Origin of the sequence: Candidatus Phytoplasma solani (genome assembly GCF_041729705.1) — a bacterium.
Taxonomy (GTDB): domain Bacteria; phylum Bacillota_I; class Bacilli_A; order Acholeplasmatales; family Acholeplasmataceae; genus Phytoplasma; species Phytoplasma solani.
In genome coordinates, this window is sequence record NZ_CP103788.1 from 119,479 (window position 1) to 136,209 (window position 16,731).

Below are 16,731 nucleotides of genomic sequence, written 5' to 3' on the forward strand. Positions count from 1 at the left end.
TATATTAAATAAGAAAAAGGACTAAATCCAAATTAATCTTTTAAAAAGATATTTTTTTTGGTATTTCTTTTAGTTTCTTTCTTTTTTTAAAGAAAAAAATTAGTTAGGAGGTATTAAAATTTTCATGTTTCAAAAACAAACTTATTTTCACAAACATTTCAAATTATTAATATTTTTTATAACTATTCTTTTTTTATTTAGTTTTTGTTATAAACCTAAAGTTTATGCTTTTGATCCTGAAAAAGATTGGTCAAATTATCAAAAAGATGTTTCTAGCATTCATCCTTATCTTGGTTTTAAAAAAGCTGATGGGAAATTTTTTTGTTCAGAAAACTTTAATTTTTATGGTTTTGAAGGAGTAAAAGAAATCCCTTGTTGTTCTTATCAAAAATGGTTAAATGCTAAACAAGCAACTAAAGACACTATTAATATTGCTACTAGTTGGATCCCTGTTGTTGGCGGGATAGTTGGTGCTATTTCAGATGTTTCTGATGTATCTGGTTTAACAGATCAATTTATTAATGAAAATAAACAACAAATAGCTAGTTTAACAGATTTTATTTATTTAAGATTGTTAGAAAACCCAGGAAAAGGTTTTTTCTTTTTCGATCACAATCAATTAAGTGATATAAAAGAAGTTAAAATATCTTTTTGTGATTGCGATACTTATACAGAGAGTGTGAATGTAGAAATGATGTTAAACAAAACATTAGAAAAAGTTGATAGGTTTAAGTTCACTAAAGAAATAACTAAAAAAATATATAATAAAATTCAACAAAAAAGTTTAGAAAAAATTACAAATAAAAAAGCTAAAGAAGCAGCAGCTAAAGCAGTAGCTTCGAAAGCTAGTAAGTTAGGTAAATTTTTTGGAAGATTTGTTGGTTTTGGAGTTAACGCTGCTTTTATTGCTAAAGATAAATATGATGCTCAAGTAGAAAGTACTAAATATCTTAAAGATATTTTTAGTTTTCGTGTTAAAAATGATAGCTATGAAAAAACATTAGGATTTTGTTTTTATTTTGAGTCTGACAAAGATGTTTCTTTATATACTATTACAGAAATTAATGGTGTCAAAAAATTTCATTTGTTAGGAAAAACAAATTTAGACAATTGTTCGCATGTTTTAATTCACATTTTACAAAATGAAAATGATAATCCTATTAAATTTTATGGAGCGAAATGATGTTAACAATTAACAAACTGAAAACAATTACACCTTCACAACAAGAAGGTTTTAGTAATTTATCTTTTGTATTTCCTAATCAAGGTTTATTTGTAATTGAAGGCAACCAACAAGACCAAAAACATTTATTTAACTTTTTAACTTATCAAAAAAACCACCAGTTGGCGAGATTTTGATTGGTAACAAAAACACTAAATCATTTACTCATGAAGATATTGCTTTTTGTTATAATTGGGTTTTGGGGATTTTTTCGTCTCAAGACTTTTTTTTAATTGACACTTTAACTGTTAAAGATAATATTTTAATTTATTTAGAAATCCAAAATAAAACTTTTAATACCAAATTAACCAAAACTATTTTACAAAATGTTGATTTATTAGATGAAATTGAGTTAGATAGTTTAGTAAATGAGTTAACTGATCAACAAAAAGAAAAATTAATGTTAGCTATTTTAATGTTAAAAGATTGTCATATTATTGTAGCTTTTGAGCCCCAACCTGCTTTTTTAACCTATTTTCAACAACTGGCTCAAACTAAATTAGTACTTGTTTTTAGCAACAATATTGATACGACGAATTCCTTATCGTATCAAAAATTAATAATCCAAAACAATGGTTTTGAAATAGATAAAAGCTTATATGTCCATAATCCCAAAGAAGTTATAAAAATGAATTGTTTTGATTTTGAAATCACGAAACAAAAATATCTTCATATACCGACTAAAGCTAATAATTTTTTAGTCGAAACTTTGACTTTTGATTTGTTTACAACTCGTCCTTTACCTTTAAAATTACATTTTTTAGCTTATGGTTTACGAATGCCAATGAACTCAATTGCGCTGATCTATAATTTATTGTTTTCAATTATTACATGTTTTGCCATTTATCATCATCATAATAGTATAATATTATTTTTATTATTTTTATTAATATTACCTTTATTCATATTTTTATTATTTTATGGTTTTTGTTTGGCATATCGATTTGAAAATAAAAATGAAGTTGTTCTGAATGAAAAAAAACTCCGTTGTTTACAAAAAATAGGTTTTAAAGCTAACCAACTAGTTCCTATTTTTAAAGCTAGCACTTATTTTAATTTAGATTTAACAACAACGATGGAAACTTTCTTAAATATTTTTTGGATTCCGCTTTCTCTTTACTTTATTCATCTTTTTATGTCATCGCAAAATTTTACCTATTATAAAATTTGGATTTTAAGTGTATTAGGTTTAGTTTTTTTTGTTACTCCTTTTATTGTGGTACCATTGCTCATCCATAATGTAGTTAAACAAAGAGTTAAAAAAGATCTTTTCAAACCATATTATAATTACTTATAATTATTTGAGTCTAGTACTGCCTGTTTTTTTAAAAACAAGTGCTTCCAAAGGTTGTGCTTTGTTAAAATAGAATTGTTTAAAAAAAGTGCACTGTTATAAAAAAACGTAAATTAAATCATTTTTTATAAGTAAATAAGGCTAGTTTTCATAACTAGTCTTTTTTGTTTTTATGAAAAAAGAGATTTTTTAAACAAACACAAAACGAAAAAAACTTTATCAAAATGACCTAAGTAAGTCATTAAACTGCTAACAACCCTTTCTGGGTTTTTTTTATATATAAAAAAAACAATTAATAAAAAAAGGAGGTGAAAAAAACATGCAACACAAAACCAAAAATAAGTTATTAATTATTTTTACTGATTTTTATCTGTTCGTTGTTTGTACTTGGTTCTTTGGTTGCGATTACAAATTATTTTTCTAAAAGAAAAACAGAACCAATCCAATTAGCAAACGAAATACCAATTTTCGAAGTTGAACGTACGGGTGGCAACAACACCGAAAAAACCCTTTTGCCAATCCCAATCCCTAATTTAAATAAAAACAAATATGCACATTTAATCACCATCGACCACAAAGCAATTTTTAACCCAAACGGAATTGAACTCGGTGATCCGTTATATTTAAAAATAGCAACACGTTATGACACACATAACACATTCGCATAATAGTTGGAAATAGTATTTTATGTTTTTTTTTATAATTAACTTTAAAATCACTAAAAAAAATACAAGCCAAAAAAACAGTTTACCTTTCACCCCTTTTTGGAGTGTAGTATTATGTAAGGAAAAATTATTTACAACATTTTTTCTATCAAATCCAAAAACTCACACAAAACCACAAGCCAAAAAAAACAGTTTACCTTTCACCCCTTTTTGGAGTGTAGTATTATGTAAGGAAAAATTATTTACAACATTTTTTCCATCAAAATCAAAAACATCAATATTTTAAACAAAAATTTTTTTTACACAACTCCGTAAAAAAATGAAAAAAACAGGGTAGGTTTTTTGAAAAAAATTCTGTCTAGTAACACGAACGGAAAAAAATATTTCATCTTTTTTTAAACTATTTTAAAAAAAACACACAAACCTAAAATCACTAAGAAAATACAAGCCAAAAAAAACTACGTAACCTTTTACCCCCTTTTGGAGTGTAGTAATATGTAGGGAAAAATTATTTACAACATTTTTTCTATCAAATCCAAAAACTCACACAAAACCACAAGCCAAAAAAAACAGTTTACTTTTTTAAAAAAATTGTGTCTAGTAATATGAAAAGAAAAAATATTTCATCTTTTTTTTACAAACTATTTTTACCAAATTATATTTTAAAACAAAATATAAAAACAAAAAAGACAGCCTATTAAAAATGCGCTCAAAATATTTACACTTTTTTATAACACCCCATACATTAACCAACTAAAAATTATTTTAAGGTATTTGTTAGGAATTAAAAAGTAACTTATTGATCTTATTTTATTAATTAACTTTCCAAAATTTAATTGCTTTTGATAACATATGTTGCTACTTTGTCAAAATTTCATTTTGTTTTCGAAAATCAGTTAGAAATTTATGAATTAAGACAAAAATTATACATTAGTAGAAAGGATAAATATTTCGGATTCTGATCATATGTTAATCAACGTTTTAAAAACTAAAAATAATCAAGGTCTAAATATTTATTGTGGCAAGTTGAAATGAAAATATTAACTAAGTTGTTTGATTTTTTATTAAATCCTTCTAAAAGAGTAAAACATATGTTAAAACCTAAAAAGAGAAATGATGATTTAGGTTATGCATTAGGAAAAAAAATCAAATCTTTGCAAACTAAAAATGAAATTGGAACAGCTACTACTTATCAAAGTGTCTTTATTAAGTTTTTTATTATTACAACAATTGCTTTTTTAATGGCTTTTATCATTTATTATAAACTGGATTCAATTGAAAGTATATTTAAATTTATTAAAAAATATAATTTACCTGATTATGAGTCAAAGCATTCAGAAGATTATCAAAGAACATTAGTGACTGATTATTTGTTGTTGGCCTTATTAATCAGTGCTATTTTAGCTGGTAGTAGTTGGGCTATAGGTTTTTATTTATATAATCCTTTTTTAAAGTTTGCTACGTTTATTTTGAGTTTTTTTTCGGGTGTTTTTTTGGTTTTTCTCTTTCACTATTTAGATTGTTAGGCGGAAAAATAGCACCATTCATATCTTTAATATCTACCATCACTTCACTGACTACTATTTTTATCATTATTGTGATATCTTGTTTGTATTATGCTAAAAAATTTTTAATTACACCTCAAGTGCGTAATTTTACTGTGAAACTTTGTTTTTTTTACTTATTTGTTTGGTTTATTTATATTATTATTTAAATTATTTACTAAAGATATACACCTTAAAGATTTGAAGTTATTATTAGGACTTACTGTTATTTTGCTATTTAACATTGCTCAATTAATAGTTGGTACCTTAATGTGGGTAATAACATTAAACAATGTTGATTTATTTGTTGAACAAAAAATACCTAAAAAATATGAATGGATTTTAATCAGTGTTTTATTTTTAGCATTAATTCAAGTTTTTACCTCTATATTTAATATCATTTTAACCATTATAAGGATGTTAACATTAAATCAGAAATAAAAAAATATTTAAGAAAAAAGCTAAATTGTTGTTTCAAAAGAAACAGTTTAGCTTTTTTTATATTACAAGCAAAAATATTTATTAACAAGACACATACATTAATGTGGTTGTTTTAAAAATTATCAACAACATAAATTTAACAATTATCATTCTTGACAAGTATGAAATTAGTTGTATAATATAGGTGTAGATTTAATTGTAGTAAAAAAAGTCGTGATTTAATGAAAAAAACTAATGAAAATGAAATATATATGATTAAGGCTATTAATTTATTAATTAATAATAAGTATTTAGTTCTAATATTTTCAATACCTAAGAAAATCATCACTAAGCAAAAAAAATGAAAAATAAAATAAAAAAAGATTAAAGGGAGGTTTTACATTTATAATTATGTTTCAAAAGAAATTTTCTTTTTCTAAAAAAATTATTTTATTATCGTTTCTTTTCTTTTTAGTTATTTTTCAAAATATAATTTTTGCTGCTGACAGTTCTTTGTCGCGAGAAAATGAATTTTATGAAAGAACTATTAGAGGCACTCCAATTATGCATGTTGCTTTAGAACCAAATGCTAACGCTAATTCTGTTCTCAATTACATTAAGCAAAATATTAATCCTCAATTTGATGGTTCTGTAAGTAGTACTCCATCTTATAATAGTGATCGCAATGGTTCTATTCATTGGTATATTAAAGGTAGTGAAAATGGTTTATTAGCTGTTTATTTTGATGGTGGTTCTCGTGAGAAAAGAGATGGAAATTATGATTTTATTGATTTAAGATGGCTAGGTAATGGCTCTCCTCATATGTATTGTTTTTGGAAAATAGAGGGCGTAAATGTTTTAGAACATAATAATGTTATCATGGGTAAGCCTGCATTAATTAAAAAATTAGCATTAAAAGAGATTTTTAAAGAAATAGCTAAAGAAGTAACTAATAAAACAATAAAAACAATATCTTTTGGTAATTTTTTAATTGTTGGAGCTGCAGGATTGGCTAGAGAAAAATTAGTTGATGCAGTAGCTGATATTTTAGAACTAAATCCTAATGCTTTAGAGGTGGCAAGCAAAGTTATTAGTAATGTAGAAGATATGGTAATGGGAGCAGTAGATGTAGTTGATGACATTCCTGTAGTTAGAGACATGGCCAGAGGTGTACTTGAAGGTTTTAAAACTGTTGGCAAAGCCACTAGTTATCCCGTTAATGTTTTTAAAGAAGTGATTAAAAATGTTTCAAACACCAACAATTATAAAAAAATAGAAAATCCTCTTATATTAGATTTTGCAGAAGTAGAAAATATTATTATAGAAAATATTATTATAAGAGCACCATTGGCAGCGGCTGAAGGCGTTGCTACAGCGACTGTAAATACAGCCAAAGATATTGAATATGGCGTTAAAGATACTTTTAAGAAGTTTTTTGGGTGGTTTAAATGAAATATTTTTTCATCACAAATAAAGAAGAAAGGAGGAAATATTGATGAAACGAAAACAACTCATTAAAGACATCATCGCTTTTTTGATTTTAGTTTTTGCTTTTGTTGCTCCTCTTGTTTTTATAATAATTAATGATAACCCCTCTCATGAAAAAATAACGCTACATTTATATCTTTTTCCATCTTTCATATTGTTAGGAATTTACTGTTATATTACTTTTAAAATTACTAAAGGCAAGTTTTTTATTTATAAAGATCCTAACAAACCAAAAGCATTGAATAATCTTGATTTTGGAGAATCTTTCCCTGGAAGTTGTTTACCTGTGCCTGGATTGTCTGCAATAACTAGTAAGAGTAATAAATTTATGAATTATTCTAAAGATTTACCATCACCTTTTTTCTTCAGTATATCTTCTTCTTTTTGGTGTTATTATGTTAAATTTTTTCAATTATTAGGTGTTTTTACTTTTTTAGAAAAAGATTTTAATAAAACTATTAATTCTCATAATTATTTTCCTATTAGTGTTAGTTATTATGAAAAACAAAAAAAAATCTAAAAAATTAGCTAAACAGTAACTTGTTTAGCTTTTTTTATATCACAAGCAAAAATATTTATTAACAAGATAGATACATTAATGTGGTTGTTTTAAAAAATTATCAACAACATAAATTTAACACTTATCATTCTTGACAAGTATGAAATTAGTTGTATAATATGGGTGTAGACTTAATTGTAGTATAAAAAAGTCGTGATTTAATTCAAAAAAATAATGAAAATGAAATATATATGATTAAGGCTATTAATTAATAGTAAGTATTTAGTTCTAATATTTTCAATACCTAAATTGCATATGACCTCACAGATATTATTTTTAAGAAGTTGTTTGGTCCGGTGGCGTTTTTATTCATTTTCAAAGTGAATTGGTAATTTTTATTTTCTTAAAAATTATTTTTTTGAGTTCTTTTTTGTAATTTGTTTTAATAATAATTAATTGTCAGTATTTGCGAAAAAAAACAAATTCAACATTAGTAAAAAAGTTTTAATTTAATAAAATTTGCTAAAATAAAGTGGTAGTAGAAATAATTTTTTCTTTTTTGTTTCTGGTTTTTGTCCCAAAGAGAGCCAAAATCATCAATACTACTGATGTTTTTTGAGTTAACATTTGTTTGTTGTTAAAATATTTTAATCAATTGTTTATTAATTTTTTAGCAAATTTAGTTAAGACTATGAGTTAAAATTTAAAATTATTAGATATATTTGAAAATTAATTTTTATGCTTTGTTTTGTGTAATTAAAAAAATTAATAAAATTCATCAAGAGTCTAAAAATCAATGGAAAAGAGATTTTTCAAAAAATGAGTTATATTGAAAAACTACGTCACAAAATAGGACGTGAACCTATATTTTCACCAGGAGCTTCTATTATTGTTTACGAAAATAACAAATATTTACTGCAATTTAGAAATGATTTTAAAGTTTGGGGTCTGCACGGTGGAGCGATGAATTTAGGCGAAACTGGTGAACAAGTCGCTTTAAGAGAATTAAAGGAAGAAACTAATTTAAATATTTTAGAAATGTATTTTTTTAAGACTTATGTAGGCGAAAAGATCAAAATCACCTATCCTAACGGCGATATTGTTTATCCTATTGTAATGGCTTTTGTAGTGACCAAAACCGAGGGTAAATTAAAAGCTCAAAAAGAAGAAGTCAAAAGATTAAAGTGGTTTGACGAAAAAGATTTGCCGATAGATAAGATGATGGCAATTGATAAAACTTTTTTAACCGAATTTATCGCACATAAAAATCAACAATAAACAAGTTAATTTTTTAAGTTGTTTGCGTCATAAATTGAACTATTGGGTCAAAAATTAACAAAGGTACGGCTTAAAATAATTATCATGTGTTTTTCCAAAATCAAAGAATTTCATCTAAAAAATATGCTTATTATTTGGAAATTATTTTGGCTTGTGATCATTTTTATGTTTTGTTTATTTTTGGTCGTTGTTTATTATAAAGTGTATTTCTCAAAAGAATTTTTGGTAGTTACACAACCTTTACCTTTAACCATAAAAGAAGATACTTTTAAAGCTGATAAATTGATTGTCAAAGATAAAAGCTGTCAAACAACCATTAAACCATCAATCAATATTAGTAAAAAAACTTTCAAAAATCAAAGCCAATCTAAACATATTAAAACTTGCTGCCATGAAAAAAGGTTTTTTTATCCCGACAACAAAACTATTAATTATATTGAAAAATATGATTTATTAACTCAAAATTGCACGCAAATTAATTATTATAATCATAATGGTACTTTATTTTGTGTTATGAAATTTGATCCTATAACTAAATACATTACCAAAATCACTTATCATCAATCAGATGGGGTAACAATTAGCAATATAGCCAAATATAATCCTCAAAATGGCAAAAAAATACAACAAATTCAATATGACGCAAATGGCATGACAATAGATTATATCGATCAATACAACGATAACGAAGAAAAGATACAAACTATTAAATATATAATCATTGAATGTAAAAATAATTTATTAAATTAAAAAAACTAGTTTTTAGGTTTCTTAGTTGAGGATAAGTATGAAAAAAAGACCAATTTTTAGGTTGGGCTTTGGAATTGTTTAATTGTTAATGGAGTTGAAAGTAAGTTAGTTTGGTTTCTAGTTTTTTGATCGTATTCAGCAATAAAGAAGTTATTTTTTTATTTAGTTTGGTTTGATTTTTAGTTGTTAGATTGAATTTAACAGTTTTACTCTAATATAATTATCAAAATTGCGATAAAATTTTAGTAGTAATTTATGAGTCAGAGGGATAAAATGAGAAATATTTGAAGCATTTGAGGGAGGAAAAATTAATGAATTACTTCTTTAAGTTCTTAATCTTTAAAATCCATTAAGTAAAATAGATTATGACTTTAAAGGAATAAAACAAGACTAAAGCAATTTGGTTTTCGACAAATTATTTTTTTATTCTATCTTGCCTGCTATATATAGAAATTATATTTTTTTCGAAATAATTGTTGCTCTTAAATGGTTTTATTTTAGTAAAGTTTATCAATTTTATACTTTAAAATGATTTTCTTGAATATTAATCAAAAAGATGATATTTTTCTAAAATCAAATTTTTAACTTTGTTTTTGATTTGTGCTTTTGTTAATGTTTTTAAAATAGTAATATTTGTATTTATAATAGTTTTTGTTTTACTGGTAGGCAAAAAAAAGCGCAACTAAAATAGTTTCTTTCTGAATTTTTGCTGTCTAATTTCTATCTTGTTAATTTAATAACTACTTTTAGGATGACCCCAAGTTGCTCTAAATATTTACCTTGTCTTTTAGCCAAACTGACTGTTTATGTTTTTTTATGATGTCTTTGATATATAGGTGTTTGTTGGGAGTGTTTGAGTTTTTCTTGTTTTTTTGATGCTCGCCAAGATTTTAGGTTTCTGCTAATAATTGATAAACTAACTAAGACAAAACTACAATTTTGTTAGACGCTTTTCTTTCGGGTTTTTTGGTAGTTTTACCCGATAAGCTACGACGTTATTACATCTGCTTTTTTGTCCTTTTAGGTGTTGCAAGTTATTTATGGGACATTTAGTTGCGTTTTTTAATTAACTACTTTGCTTTAATAGCTTTTATGAGTTGCTGTAATTTGTTATTCTTTCGAATAACTAACTGACTATATCCATACAAACAGAGTTTATTGGCGCTCGATATTAGTTAGATAACGTGATATTTAGGCCTTTTTGGGGGTCTTAAAATAACTATTTTTGTGAATAAAAAAAATCATTCTAAATTTCAATTAATGTATACAAAAAGGGGGTTTTTTAGTTGAGAATAGGCATTTTTACAGACGCTTATCGTCCTTTAATCAGTGGAGTGGTGGTGTCAGTTGATTCTTTAAGAACTGTTTTACAAAATTTAGGACACGAAGTGTATATCATCACTACCAATTCTCCCCACATCAAAGAAGAAAAAGATCCTTATGTTATTAGATTTAAAGGAGTTCCTTTGCCCTTTAAAGTTTTTAAAAATTATCGTTGGATTTTAAAATATAAAAGTCATTTACCCAAAATTAAAGCCCTCAATTTAGATATCATCCATATCCATACCGAGTTTGGTTTAGGTTTATTAGGTATTTATGCTAAACAGCAATTAAATTTACCTTTAGTTTATACTATGCATACCATGTATGTTTCTTTTTTTCAAACCAATAACTCTTTGTTTATTAAAACTTTTCGTCCTTTAATGATCAGATATGCTGATAGAATTGTAAAAAGATGTCTCATTAATGCTGATTTTGTTATTTTTCCAACCCAAAAAGCGCTAGATTTTGTAGACAAACGCTATCAAATTGAAATTAAAGCCAACAAGCTTCATTATGAAATTGTTCCTACTGGGCTTAATTTAGATCATTTTTACCCCCAAAAACATTCTTTTCAAGATGTTGATAACCTTAAAAACGAATTAAACCTCAAAGATTATTTTGTCTGTCTTTATGTTGGTAGGGTTTCTGCAGAAAAAGAAATTAATTATTTAATCAAAGCTTTCGCTCTTTTTAATCAACATCATCAACAAAGTAAATTTTTGATTATTGGCGATGGACCAGACCAACAAAATTTAAAAAAACAAGTTGCTAAATTAAAATTAACTGATAAAGTAATTTTTTTAGGTTTTATTCATTATGATAGGTTAGGTTTATATTACCAATTAGGTGATGTTTTTCTTAACGCTTCTTTGTTTGAAACCCAAGGACTCACTTATATCGAGGCTTTATCGGCTGGATTACCTGTTTTAGTTCGTTATGATGTTTGTTTGACAGGAGTGATTCAAGACGGTCAAAATGGACTTTTTTATCACAATCAACAAGAATTAATTACCAAACTAATTCATTTATACAACCATCCGAATTATTGCCAAACACTATCCCGTGCAGCCTTAAAGTCAGTTGCTCATTTCAATCAAGCTATTTTTGGTAAAACTATTTTAAAGATTTTTACACATTTAATAAATAAAAACAATTTTAAATTAAAAAATTTGTTATAATATTAATGTCTTATAAAAAGTTAAAATTATAAATAAATGCTTATTCCTTGTCTTTGTTATAAATCAAAGACCGCGTAGGCCACGAGGAGAAAAATATGAAAAAATACGAAATTATGTATATTTTAAGACCTAATTTAGACAGTAACGATGTCAAAAAAATTAGTGATCATTTAGAAAATGTTTTTACACAAAATCCGAGTCAAATTTTAGAAAAAAAAGATATTGGCTTAAAAGATTTGGCTTATCCAATTAATAATCACAATAAAGGTTATTATCGTTGGTTTAGAACACAAACCAACAATGAATCAGTGTTAGAATTTAATCGTATCATTAAAATTACTGAAGAAATTATTCGTTTTATCATAATTAAAGAGTAAATATCAAATAATAACATTAAAGGAGATACATCATTAATATGATTAATAAAGTTATTTTGGTTGGAAGAATCACCAAAGATCCCGAATTAAAATCTTATCACGGCGACAATAATTACGTTAAATTTACTTTGGCTGTCAATAGGTCTTTTAGTAGTCAAGATGAAAACAAAAAAACTGATTTCATTAATTGCGTTGTTTGGCGTAAACAAGCAGAAAATTTAAGCCGATATATTTCTAAAGGTAGTTTGTTAGGGGTTGAAGGCAGTGTGCGTGTTGAAAAATGGGAAAAAGATGGCAAAACTAACTGGTCAACAGAAATTAGTTGCACTAACATTCACTTTTTAGAATCAAAAAAAAGCACTAGTTCAGAATATGACGAAACGTCATCACATAATCAATTTCACCAAGAAGAAACACTAGATAATAGTCCTTTTTAAAATCAGGAGGAGAAAAAAATGAAAAATATTAAAAGAAATACTTTCAAAAAACATCGCAAAGTTTGTTATTTTACAGAAAATAAATTTACTAAAATTGATTTTAAAGACATCGAACTTTTGCAAAGATTTATTACTGATCGTGGAAAAATTATTTCCCGCCGAATCACTAATACTTCAGCTAAATGGCAACGTCCTTTAGCAATTGCTATCAAAAGAGCTCGTCATATGGCTTTAATTCCTTTTATCCAACAATAAAACAGGTGCGATCCTGTTTTTTTTATTAATATTGGTTGGGTATTTTAAAACCTTTTTTCAAAAATAATTGAATCTTGCAAAGATCAATTAAATAATATCAACGAAGGAAAGAATGTTTATGTTTCTTAAAAACAAACATAATATAAAATGGATCATCATTATTTCGATTATTGTTTTCTTTTTTCTAGGTTTTTGTTATGATTTTTGGCACATACAAAAAATTATAACATCAATTGAAGATTTAACTAATCCCGCAGAAAATCGAGCCTTGCCAGAAGATAATAATGGTACTCTCAAAAATAGACTTATTTTTTTTATCTTTCGTTTTTTCGGCAAAATCACTTTAGTAGCTTTTATTATTAGTTTTTTGCTACATCTTAAAAAAAATAATCAAATTAAGCGTTTTAAAGAAAAATTAGCTTTATGGTCCAAATTATCTTTTCACGTTAGTCAAGTTGGTGAAGAAGTTTTAAACGAACTGCCGATTGGAATTGTTTTAATTGATGTAAATACTAAAGAAATTCAATGGTTAAATCCTTATGCTAACTTTATTTTGAAACATCCCGAAATTAATACTCCTTTGGGAAAAATCAATGAATCAATGTTGTTGTTGACAGAAACCCAAGATGAAAAAACCATTATTGCTTTAGAACAAAAAAAATTTGAATGCTTTTACAACAAAGAATTAAATGTTTTTTATTTATTTGATGCAACCGAAAAAGAAGCAATTAAGCAATTATTTTCCGAAAAAGCTTTGGCGTTAGCTATGATTACTTTTGATAATTTAGAAGAGTCATTAATTCGTTATGATTTATCAGATCAATCTCAAATTCAAGGCGAATATTTAAGTGCTTTATCTGATTTTATCGAACCTTATGAAGGTTATTTAAAACAGTTAGTTGATGATCGTTTTTTATTGCTTTTGAATCGTCAAAATTTAGATAAAATGTTAGAAAATAAGTTTAGTATTTTAGATACGGTCAGAAATATCTCTCACAAATACCAATTAAAAGTCACTCTTTCAATGGGAATTGCTTGTTGGAACATCTCTTATGATAAACTATCAATTTATAGTCAAAATGCAATTGAATTAGCCCAAAAAAGAGGCGGGGATCAGGTTGTAGTTAATATTGAAAACGAAAAAATTAAGTATTTTGGTGCCAAAAGTGCTTCTTTAAGTAAGCAGTCAAAAGTAAGTGTGCGAGTTAATGCTCAATCTTTAGTTGATCTAATCAAAAATCATTCTCATTGTTTTATCATGGGTCATCAATACACTGACCTTGATTCTTTAGGTTCTATGATTGCTTTTAATAAAATAGCTGCTTGTCTTAAACCAGATGCTAACCATTATATTATCATAGATGAAGAAAAATTAGATAAAAGTTTGATTCCGGTTTACAAACAATTACTTGAACAAGAAAAAAATTCTTCTATTAATATTATTACCACTCAAACAGCCGCTAAAATGATTAATCCTAGTGATGTTATTGTAGTTGTTGACACCCAAACTAAAGATATGGTTAATAGTCCGGAATTATTATCTTTAACTACTAATGTTATTATTATTGATCATCATCGTGCGACCGAAGAAATAATTGCTTCCATTTTTTCTTATGTTGAATCTTCTGCCTCTTCTACGGTCGAATTATTAGTTGAAATCATGGGTTTTTTAGAACAAGAAGTAAAAATTACTCCCTTTGAGGCTAGCATTATGTATGCTGGTATTTTAATTGACACTAACGCTTTTGTTTATCGCACTAGTTCGCGTACTTTTGAAGTGGCTTCTAAATTAAAAGATTGGGAAGCTGATGCTGTTGAAGTTAAAAGTTGGTTGCGTAAAAATTTTTCTAATGTGTTAGAAATTAATGAATTAGTGTCGAAGATGGAAATTTTTATGGAACGTTTTGCTATCATTAAAAGTGATAAAATTTATGATAATCGTTCTTTTTTGGCTCAAGTAGCAGAAAATGTTTTAAATATTAACGATATTGATGCAGCTTTTATGATTGCCAAAATTGCTGATAACAAAATAGCTATTAGTGCTCGTTCTTATAATCAAATTAATGTCCAAACTATTATGGAACAAATGGAAGGTGGCGGTCATTTAAATAGCGCTGCTACCCAAATCGAAGGAACTGATATTCAAATAGTGATTGATAATTTAAAACATTTTTTAAAATTAGAATATGAAACAGGTGAGGAGAATATGGAAATTATTTTATTAACTGATATCCCAAATAAAGGTAAAAAACACGATATTATTAAAGTTAATAATGGTTATGGTAATTTTTTAATTCAAAGCCACAAAGCCCTTTTAGCGGATAAAAAAAACTTATCCCAAATTAAACAAAATCAAATTTTAGAACAAGAAAAACAACATAATTATGAACTTTTAATGCATAAGTTAAAAACTGAAATCGATAATAAAAATATTTCTTTAGATATTCAATTAGGGCCTAAAGGAAAAATTTATGGTAAAATCACTTTAAAACAAATTGCAGATGAATTTAAAAAAGTTCATCATATTACCATTGATCGCAAAAAAATCACTTTAGAAAACGAGATTACTTCTATCGGCATTTATCCTGTGGATGTGGTTTTGACAGAAAAAATCAAAGCTACTTTTTTTCTTAATGTGGTTGAAAGAAAAACTAAATGAGTCAATATCGTAAAAATAAACCTTTTAGTCCCGAAGCCGAACGTGCTTTAATCGGGGTTTTATTGTTAAACCCAGAAAAAATTGCTTTTACTCTTGATATGATTAATGAATTTGCTTTTTATGATATCAAACATCAATATATTTTTAAAGCGATGCAAAAATTGCATGAAAGTGAACACAAAATTGACTATTCTTCTGTTGGTTCTGTTTTAGAAAACGAACAATTATTAGGTAAAGTTGGCAATATCGATTATTTAATTGAATTAGTCGAAATGACGCCTTCTAGTCAATATTTAGAAACATATATTGATTTAATTAAAGAAAACGCCCTCAAAAGAGAAATCATTGAAGCTTCAGCTTATTTGATTGAAAAAGGTTATGAAGATATCGATGTCCAAAGCTATTTAGATGAAGCCGAAGAAAAAATCTTTAATTTAACTCAAAGAAAAAAAACTAATGAATTATTAGAATTAAAAAATTTATTAAAAGAAATCAAAACCAAAAACATCCAAGCTCAACGGAAAAAATATTTAGTAGGCCTTTCAACTGGCTTTGCCAACCTTAACAATATCACTTTAGGTTTTAAACCCGAAGAATTTATCATTATAGCAGCTCGTCCTTCAATGGGGAAAAGTACTTTTATGCTTAATTTAGCTTTAAATGTCGCCAATGCTAATTATAATCCAAACAATCCTCATATTGCTATTTTTAGTTTGGAGATGTCCAACGAACAATTAGCGATGCGAATGTTAAGTTCTGTTGCTAAGATTGAACATAAAAAAATTCAATTAAGTGGCGTAGATAAAGAAGAAAAAATGCTTTTAGAGATGGCTATTGATAAAATGAATTCATTAAATATTTATTTTGATGATTCAGCTGCAGTTAATATTTTAGATATCAAAGCTAAATGTCGCAAATTAAAAAGCCAAAACAAACTAGATATTGTCATGATTGATTATTTACAGTTAATTAGAAAAACTAAAAAAAATAACCGTCAAGAAGAAGTGGCAGAAATTTCTCAAAGTTTAAAACAAATGGCGCGTGAATTAAAAATACCTGTGATTGCTTTGTCACAATTATCAAGGGATGTCGAAAAAAGAGAAGATAAAAGACCTATTTTAGCAGATTTAAGAGATTCTGGTTCAATCGAGCAAGATGCCGATATTGTGATGTTTTTATATCGAGAAGATTATTATCAAAAAGACAAAAAAACAAGCCCAGGTAAAACTCAAGTGATTATCGCCAAAAATCGTCAAGGTGCAATTGGCATTCGTGAGTTTCATCTAAACTTCGATTTTATGTATTTTTCAGAAATCGAACCTTATGTTAGCGAAAATTAATT

The 16,731-nt window shown here is 26.4% G+C and carries 16 protein-coding genes; all 16 read left to right on the plus strand.

Annotated elements, in window-relative coordinates; translation table 11 throughout:
• Positions 1–124 precede the first annotated feature (124 nt).
• On the plus strand, positions 125–1,183 hold the full coding sequence (locus tag psc1_RS00615) for a hypothetical protein (protein ID WP_373375668.1): 1,059 nt from the start codon (positions 125–127) through the stop codon (positions 1,181–1,183).
• Complete coding sequence (locus psc1_RS00620; protein WP_373400982.1) at positions 1,183–1,359, plus strand: hypothetical protein; 177 nt, start codon at positions 1,183–1,185, stop codon at positions 1,357–1,359. Before psc1_RS00615 ends, psc1_RS00620 begins: the two co-directional genes overlap by 1 nt.
• Entirely contained in the window at positions 1,356–2,519 is a 1,164-nt protein-coding gene (locus psc1_RS00625) for a hypothetical protein (protein ID WP_373400983.1), read from the plus strand. Before psc1_RS00620 ends, psc1_RS00625 begins: the two co-directional genes overlap by 4 nt.
• Positions 2,520–2,893: 374 nt before the next feature.
• Entirely contained in the window at positions 2,894–3,184 is a 291-nt protein-coding gene (locus tag psc1_RS00630; RefSeq protein ID WP_373375671.1) for a hypothetical protein, read from the plus strand.
• Positions 3,185–4,272: 1,088 nt separating this feature from the next.
• Positions 4,273–4,707: a hypothetical protein gene (locus tag psc1_RS00635; RefSeq protein WP_373400986.1), complete on the plus strand. Its 435-nt coding sequence runs from the start codon at positions 4,273–4,275 to the stop codon at positions 4,705–4,707.
• Positions 4,708–4,926: 219 nt separating this feature from the next.
• On the plus strand, positions 4,927–5,166 hold the full coding sequence (locus psc1_RS00640; RefSeq protein WP_373375673.1) for a hypothetical protein: 240 nt from the start codon (positions 4,927–4,929) through the stop codon (positions 5,164–5,166).
• Between the two features lie 390 nt (positions 5,167–5,556).
• Positions 5,557–6,597 (plus strand): hypothetical protein, encoded by a 1,041-nt coding sequence (locus tag psc1_RS00645; RefSeq protein WP_373375674.1) that lies wholly within the window; start codon positions 5,557–5,559, stop codon positions 6,595–6,597.
• 43 nt (positions 6,598–6,640) lie between these two features.
• The gene (locus psc1_RS00650) at positions 6,641–7,153 is read left to right on the plus strand and encodes a hypothetical protein (protein WP_373375675.1); all 513 of its coding nucleotides are present in this window, start codon (positions 6,641–6,643) and stop codon (positions 7,151–7,153) included.
• A 798-nt stretch (positions 7,154–7,951) separates the two neighbouring features.
• Positions 7,952–8,410, plus strand: coding sequence for an NUDIX hydrolase (locus psc1_RS00655; RefSeq protein ID WP_373375676.1), 459 nt, complete (start codon positions 7,952–7,954; stop codon positions 8,408–8,410).
• 84 nt (positions 8,411–8,494) lie between these two features.
• Positions 8,495–9,160 carry a DUF2963 domain-containing protein gene (locus psc1_RS00660; protein ID WP_023161157.1) on the plus strand — a complete coding sequence of 222 codons (666 nt, stop codon included), beginning with the start codon at positions 8,495–8,497 and terminating at the stop codon, positions 9,158–9,160.
• 1,286 nt (positions 9,161–10,446) lie between these two features.
• Positions 10,447–11,661, plus strand: coding sequence for a glycosyltransferase (locus psc1_RS00665; protein WP_023161401.1), 1,215 nt, complete (start codon positions 10,447–10,449; stop codon positions 11,659–11,661).
• A gap of 95 nt (positions 11,662–11,756) precedes the next feature.
• Positions 11,757–12,038, plus strand: coding sequence for a 30S ribosomal protein S6 (gene rpsF / locus psc1_RS00670; RefSeq protein WP_023161400.1), 282 nt, complete (start codon positions 11,757–11,759; stop codon positions 12,036–12,038).
• 38 nt (positions 12,039–12,076) lie between these two features.
• Complete coding sequence (locus psc1_RS00675; RefSeq protein WP_023161399.1) at positions 12,077–12,475, plus strand: single-stranded DNA-binding protein; 399 nt, start codon at positions 12,077–12,079, stop codon at positions 12,473–12,475.
• An 18-nt stretch (positions 12,476–12,493) separates the two neighbouring features.
• Positions 12,494–12,730: a 30S ribosomal protein S18 gene (rpsR, locus tag psc1_RS00680; RefSeq protein WP_023161398.1), complete on the plus strand. Its 237-nt coding sequence runs from the start codon at positions 12,494–12,496 to the stop codon at positions 12,728–12,730.
• Positions 12,731–12,848: 118 nt separating this feature from the next.
• Positions 12,849–15,389 carry a 50S ribosomal protein L9 gene (gene rplI / locus psc1_RS00685; RefSeq protein ID WP_193550444.1) on the plus strand — a complete coding sequence of 847 codons (2,541 nt, stop codon included), beginning with the start codon at positions 12,849–12,851 and terminating at the stop codon, positions 15,387–15,389.
• Positions 15,386–16,729, plus strand: a complete 1,344-nt coding sequence (dnaB, locus tag psc1_RS00690; protein WP_122225353.1) for a replicative DNA helicase — start codon at positions 15,386–15,388, stop codon at positions 16,727–16,729. Before rplI ends, dnaB begins: the two co-directional genes overlap by 4 nt.
• Positions 16,730–16,731: the final 2 nt, after the last annotated feature.

Bases quoted from the DNA above. Each gene is read 5' to 3' on its own strand.
- psc1_RS00615 (WP_373375668.1), top strand. From the start codon at position 125: ATGTTTCAAAAACAAACTTATTTTCACAAACATTTCAAATTATTAATA.
- psc1_RS00620 (WP_373400982.1), top strand. From the start codon at position 1,183: ATGTTAACAATTAACAAACTGAAAACAATTACACCTTCACAACAAGAA.
- psc1_RS00635 (WP_373400986.1), top strand. From the start codon at position 4,273: ATGTTAAAACCTAAAAAGAGAAATGATGATTTAGGTTATGCATTAGGA.
- psc1_RS00645 (WP_373375674.1), top strand. From the start codon at position 5,557: ATGTTTCAAAAGAAATTTTCTTTTTCTAAAAAAATTATTTTATTATCG.
- psc1_RS00650 (WP_373375675.1), top strand. From the start codon at position 6,641: ATGAAACGAAAACAACTCATTAAAGACATCATCGCTTTTTTGATTTTA.
- psc1_RS00655 (WP_373375676.1), top strand. From the start codon at position 7,952: ATGAGTTATATTGAAAAACTACGTCACAAAATAGGACGTGAACCTATA.
- psc1_RS00660 (WP_023161157.1), top strand. From the start codon at position 8,495: ATGTGTTTTTCCAAAATCAAAGAATTTCATCTAAAAAATATGCTTATT.
- rpsF (WP_023161400.1), top strand. From the start codon at position 11,757: ATGAAAAAATACGAAATTATGTATATTTTAAGACCTAATTTAGACAGT.
- psc1_RS00675 (WP_023161399.1), top strand. From the start codon at position 12,077: ATGATTAATAAAGTTATTTTGGTTGGAAGAATCACCAAAGATCCCGAA.
- rpsR (WP_023161398.1), top strand. From the start codon at position 12,494: ATGAAAAATATTAAAAGAAATACTTTCAAAAAACATCGCAAAGTTTGT.
- rplI (WP_193550444.1), top strand. From the start codon at position 12,849: ATGTTTCTTAAAAACAAACATAATATAAAATGGATCATCATTATTTCG.
- dnaB (WP_122225353.1), top strand. From the start codon at position 15,386: ATGAGTCAATATCGTAAAAATAAACCTTTTAGTCCCGAAGCCGAACGT.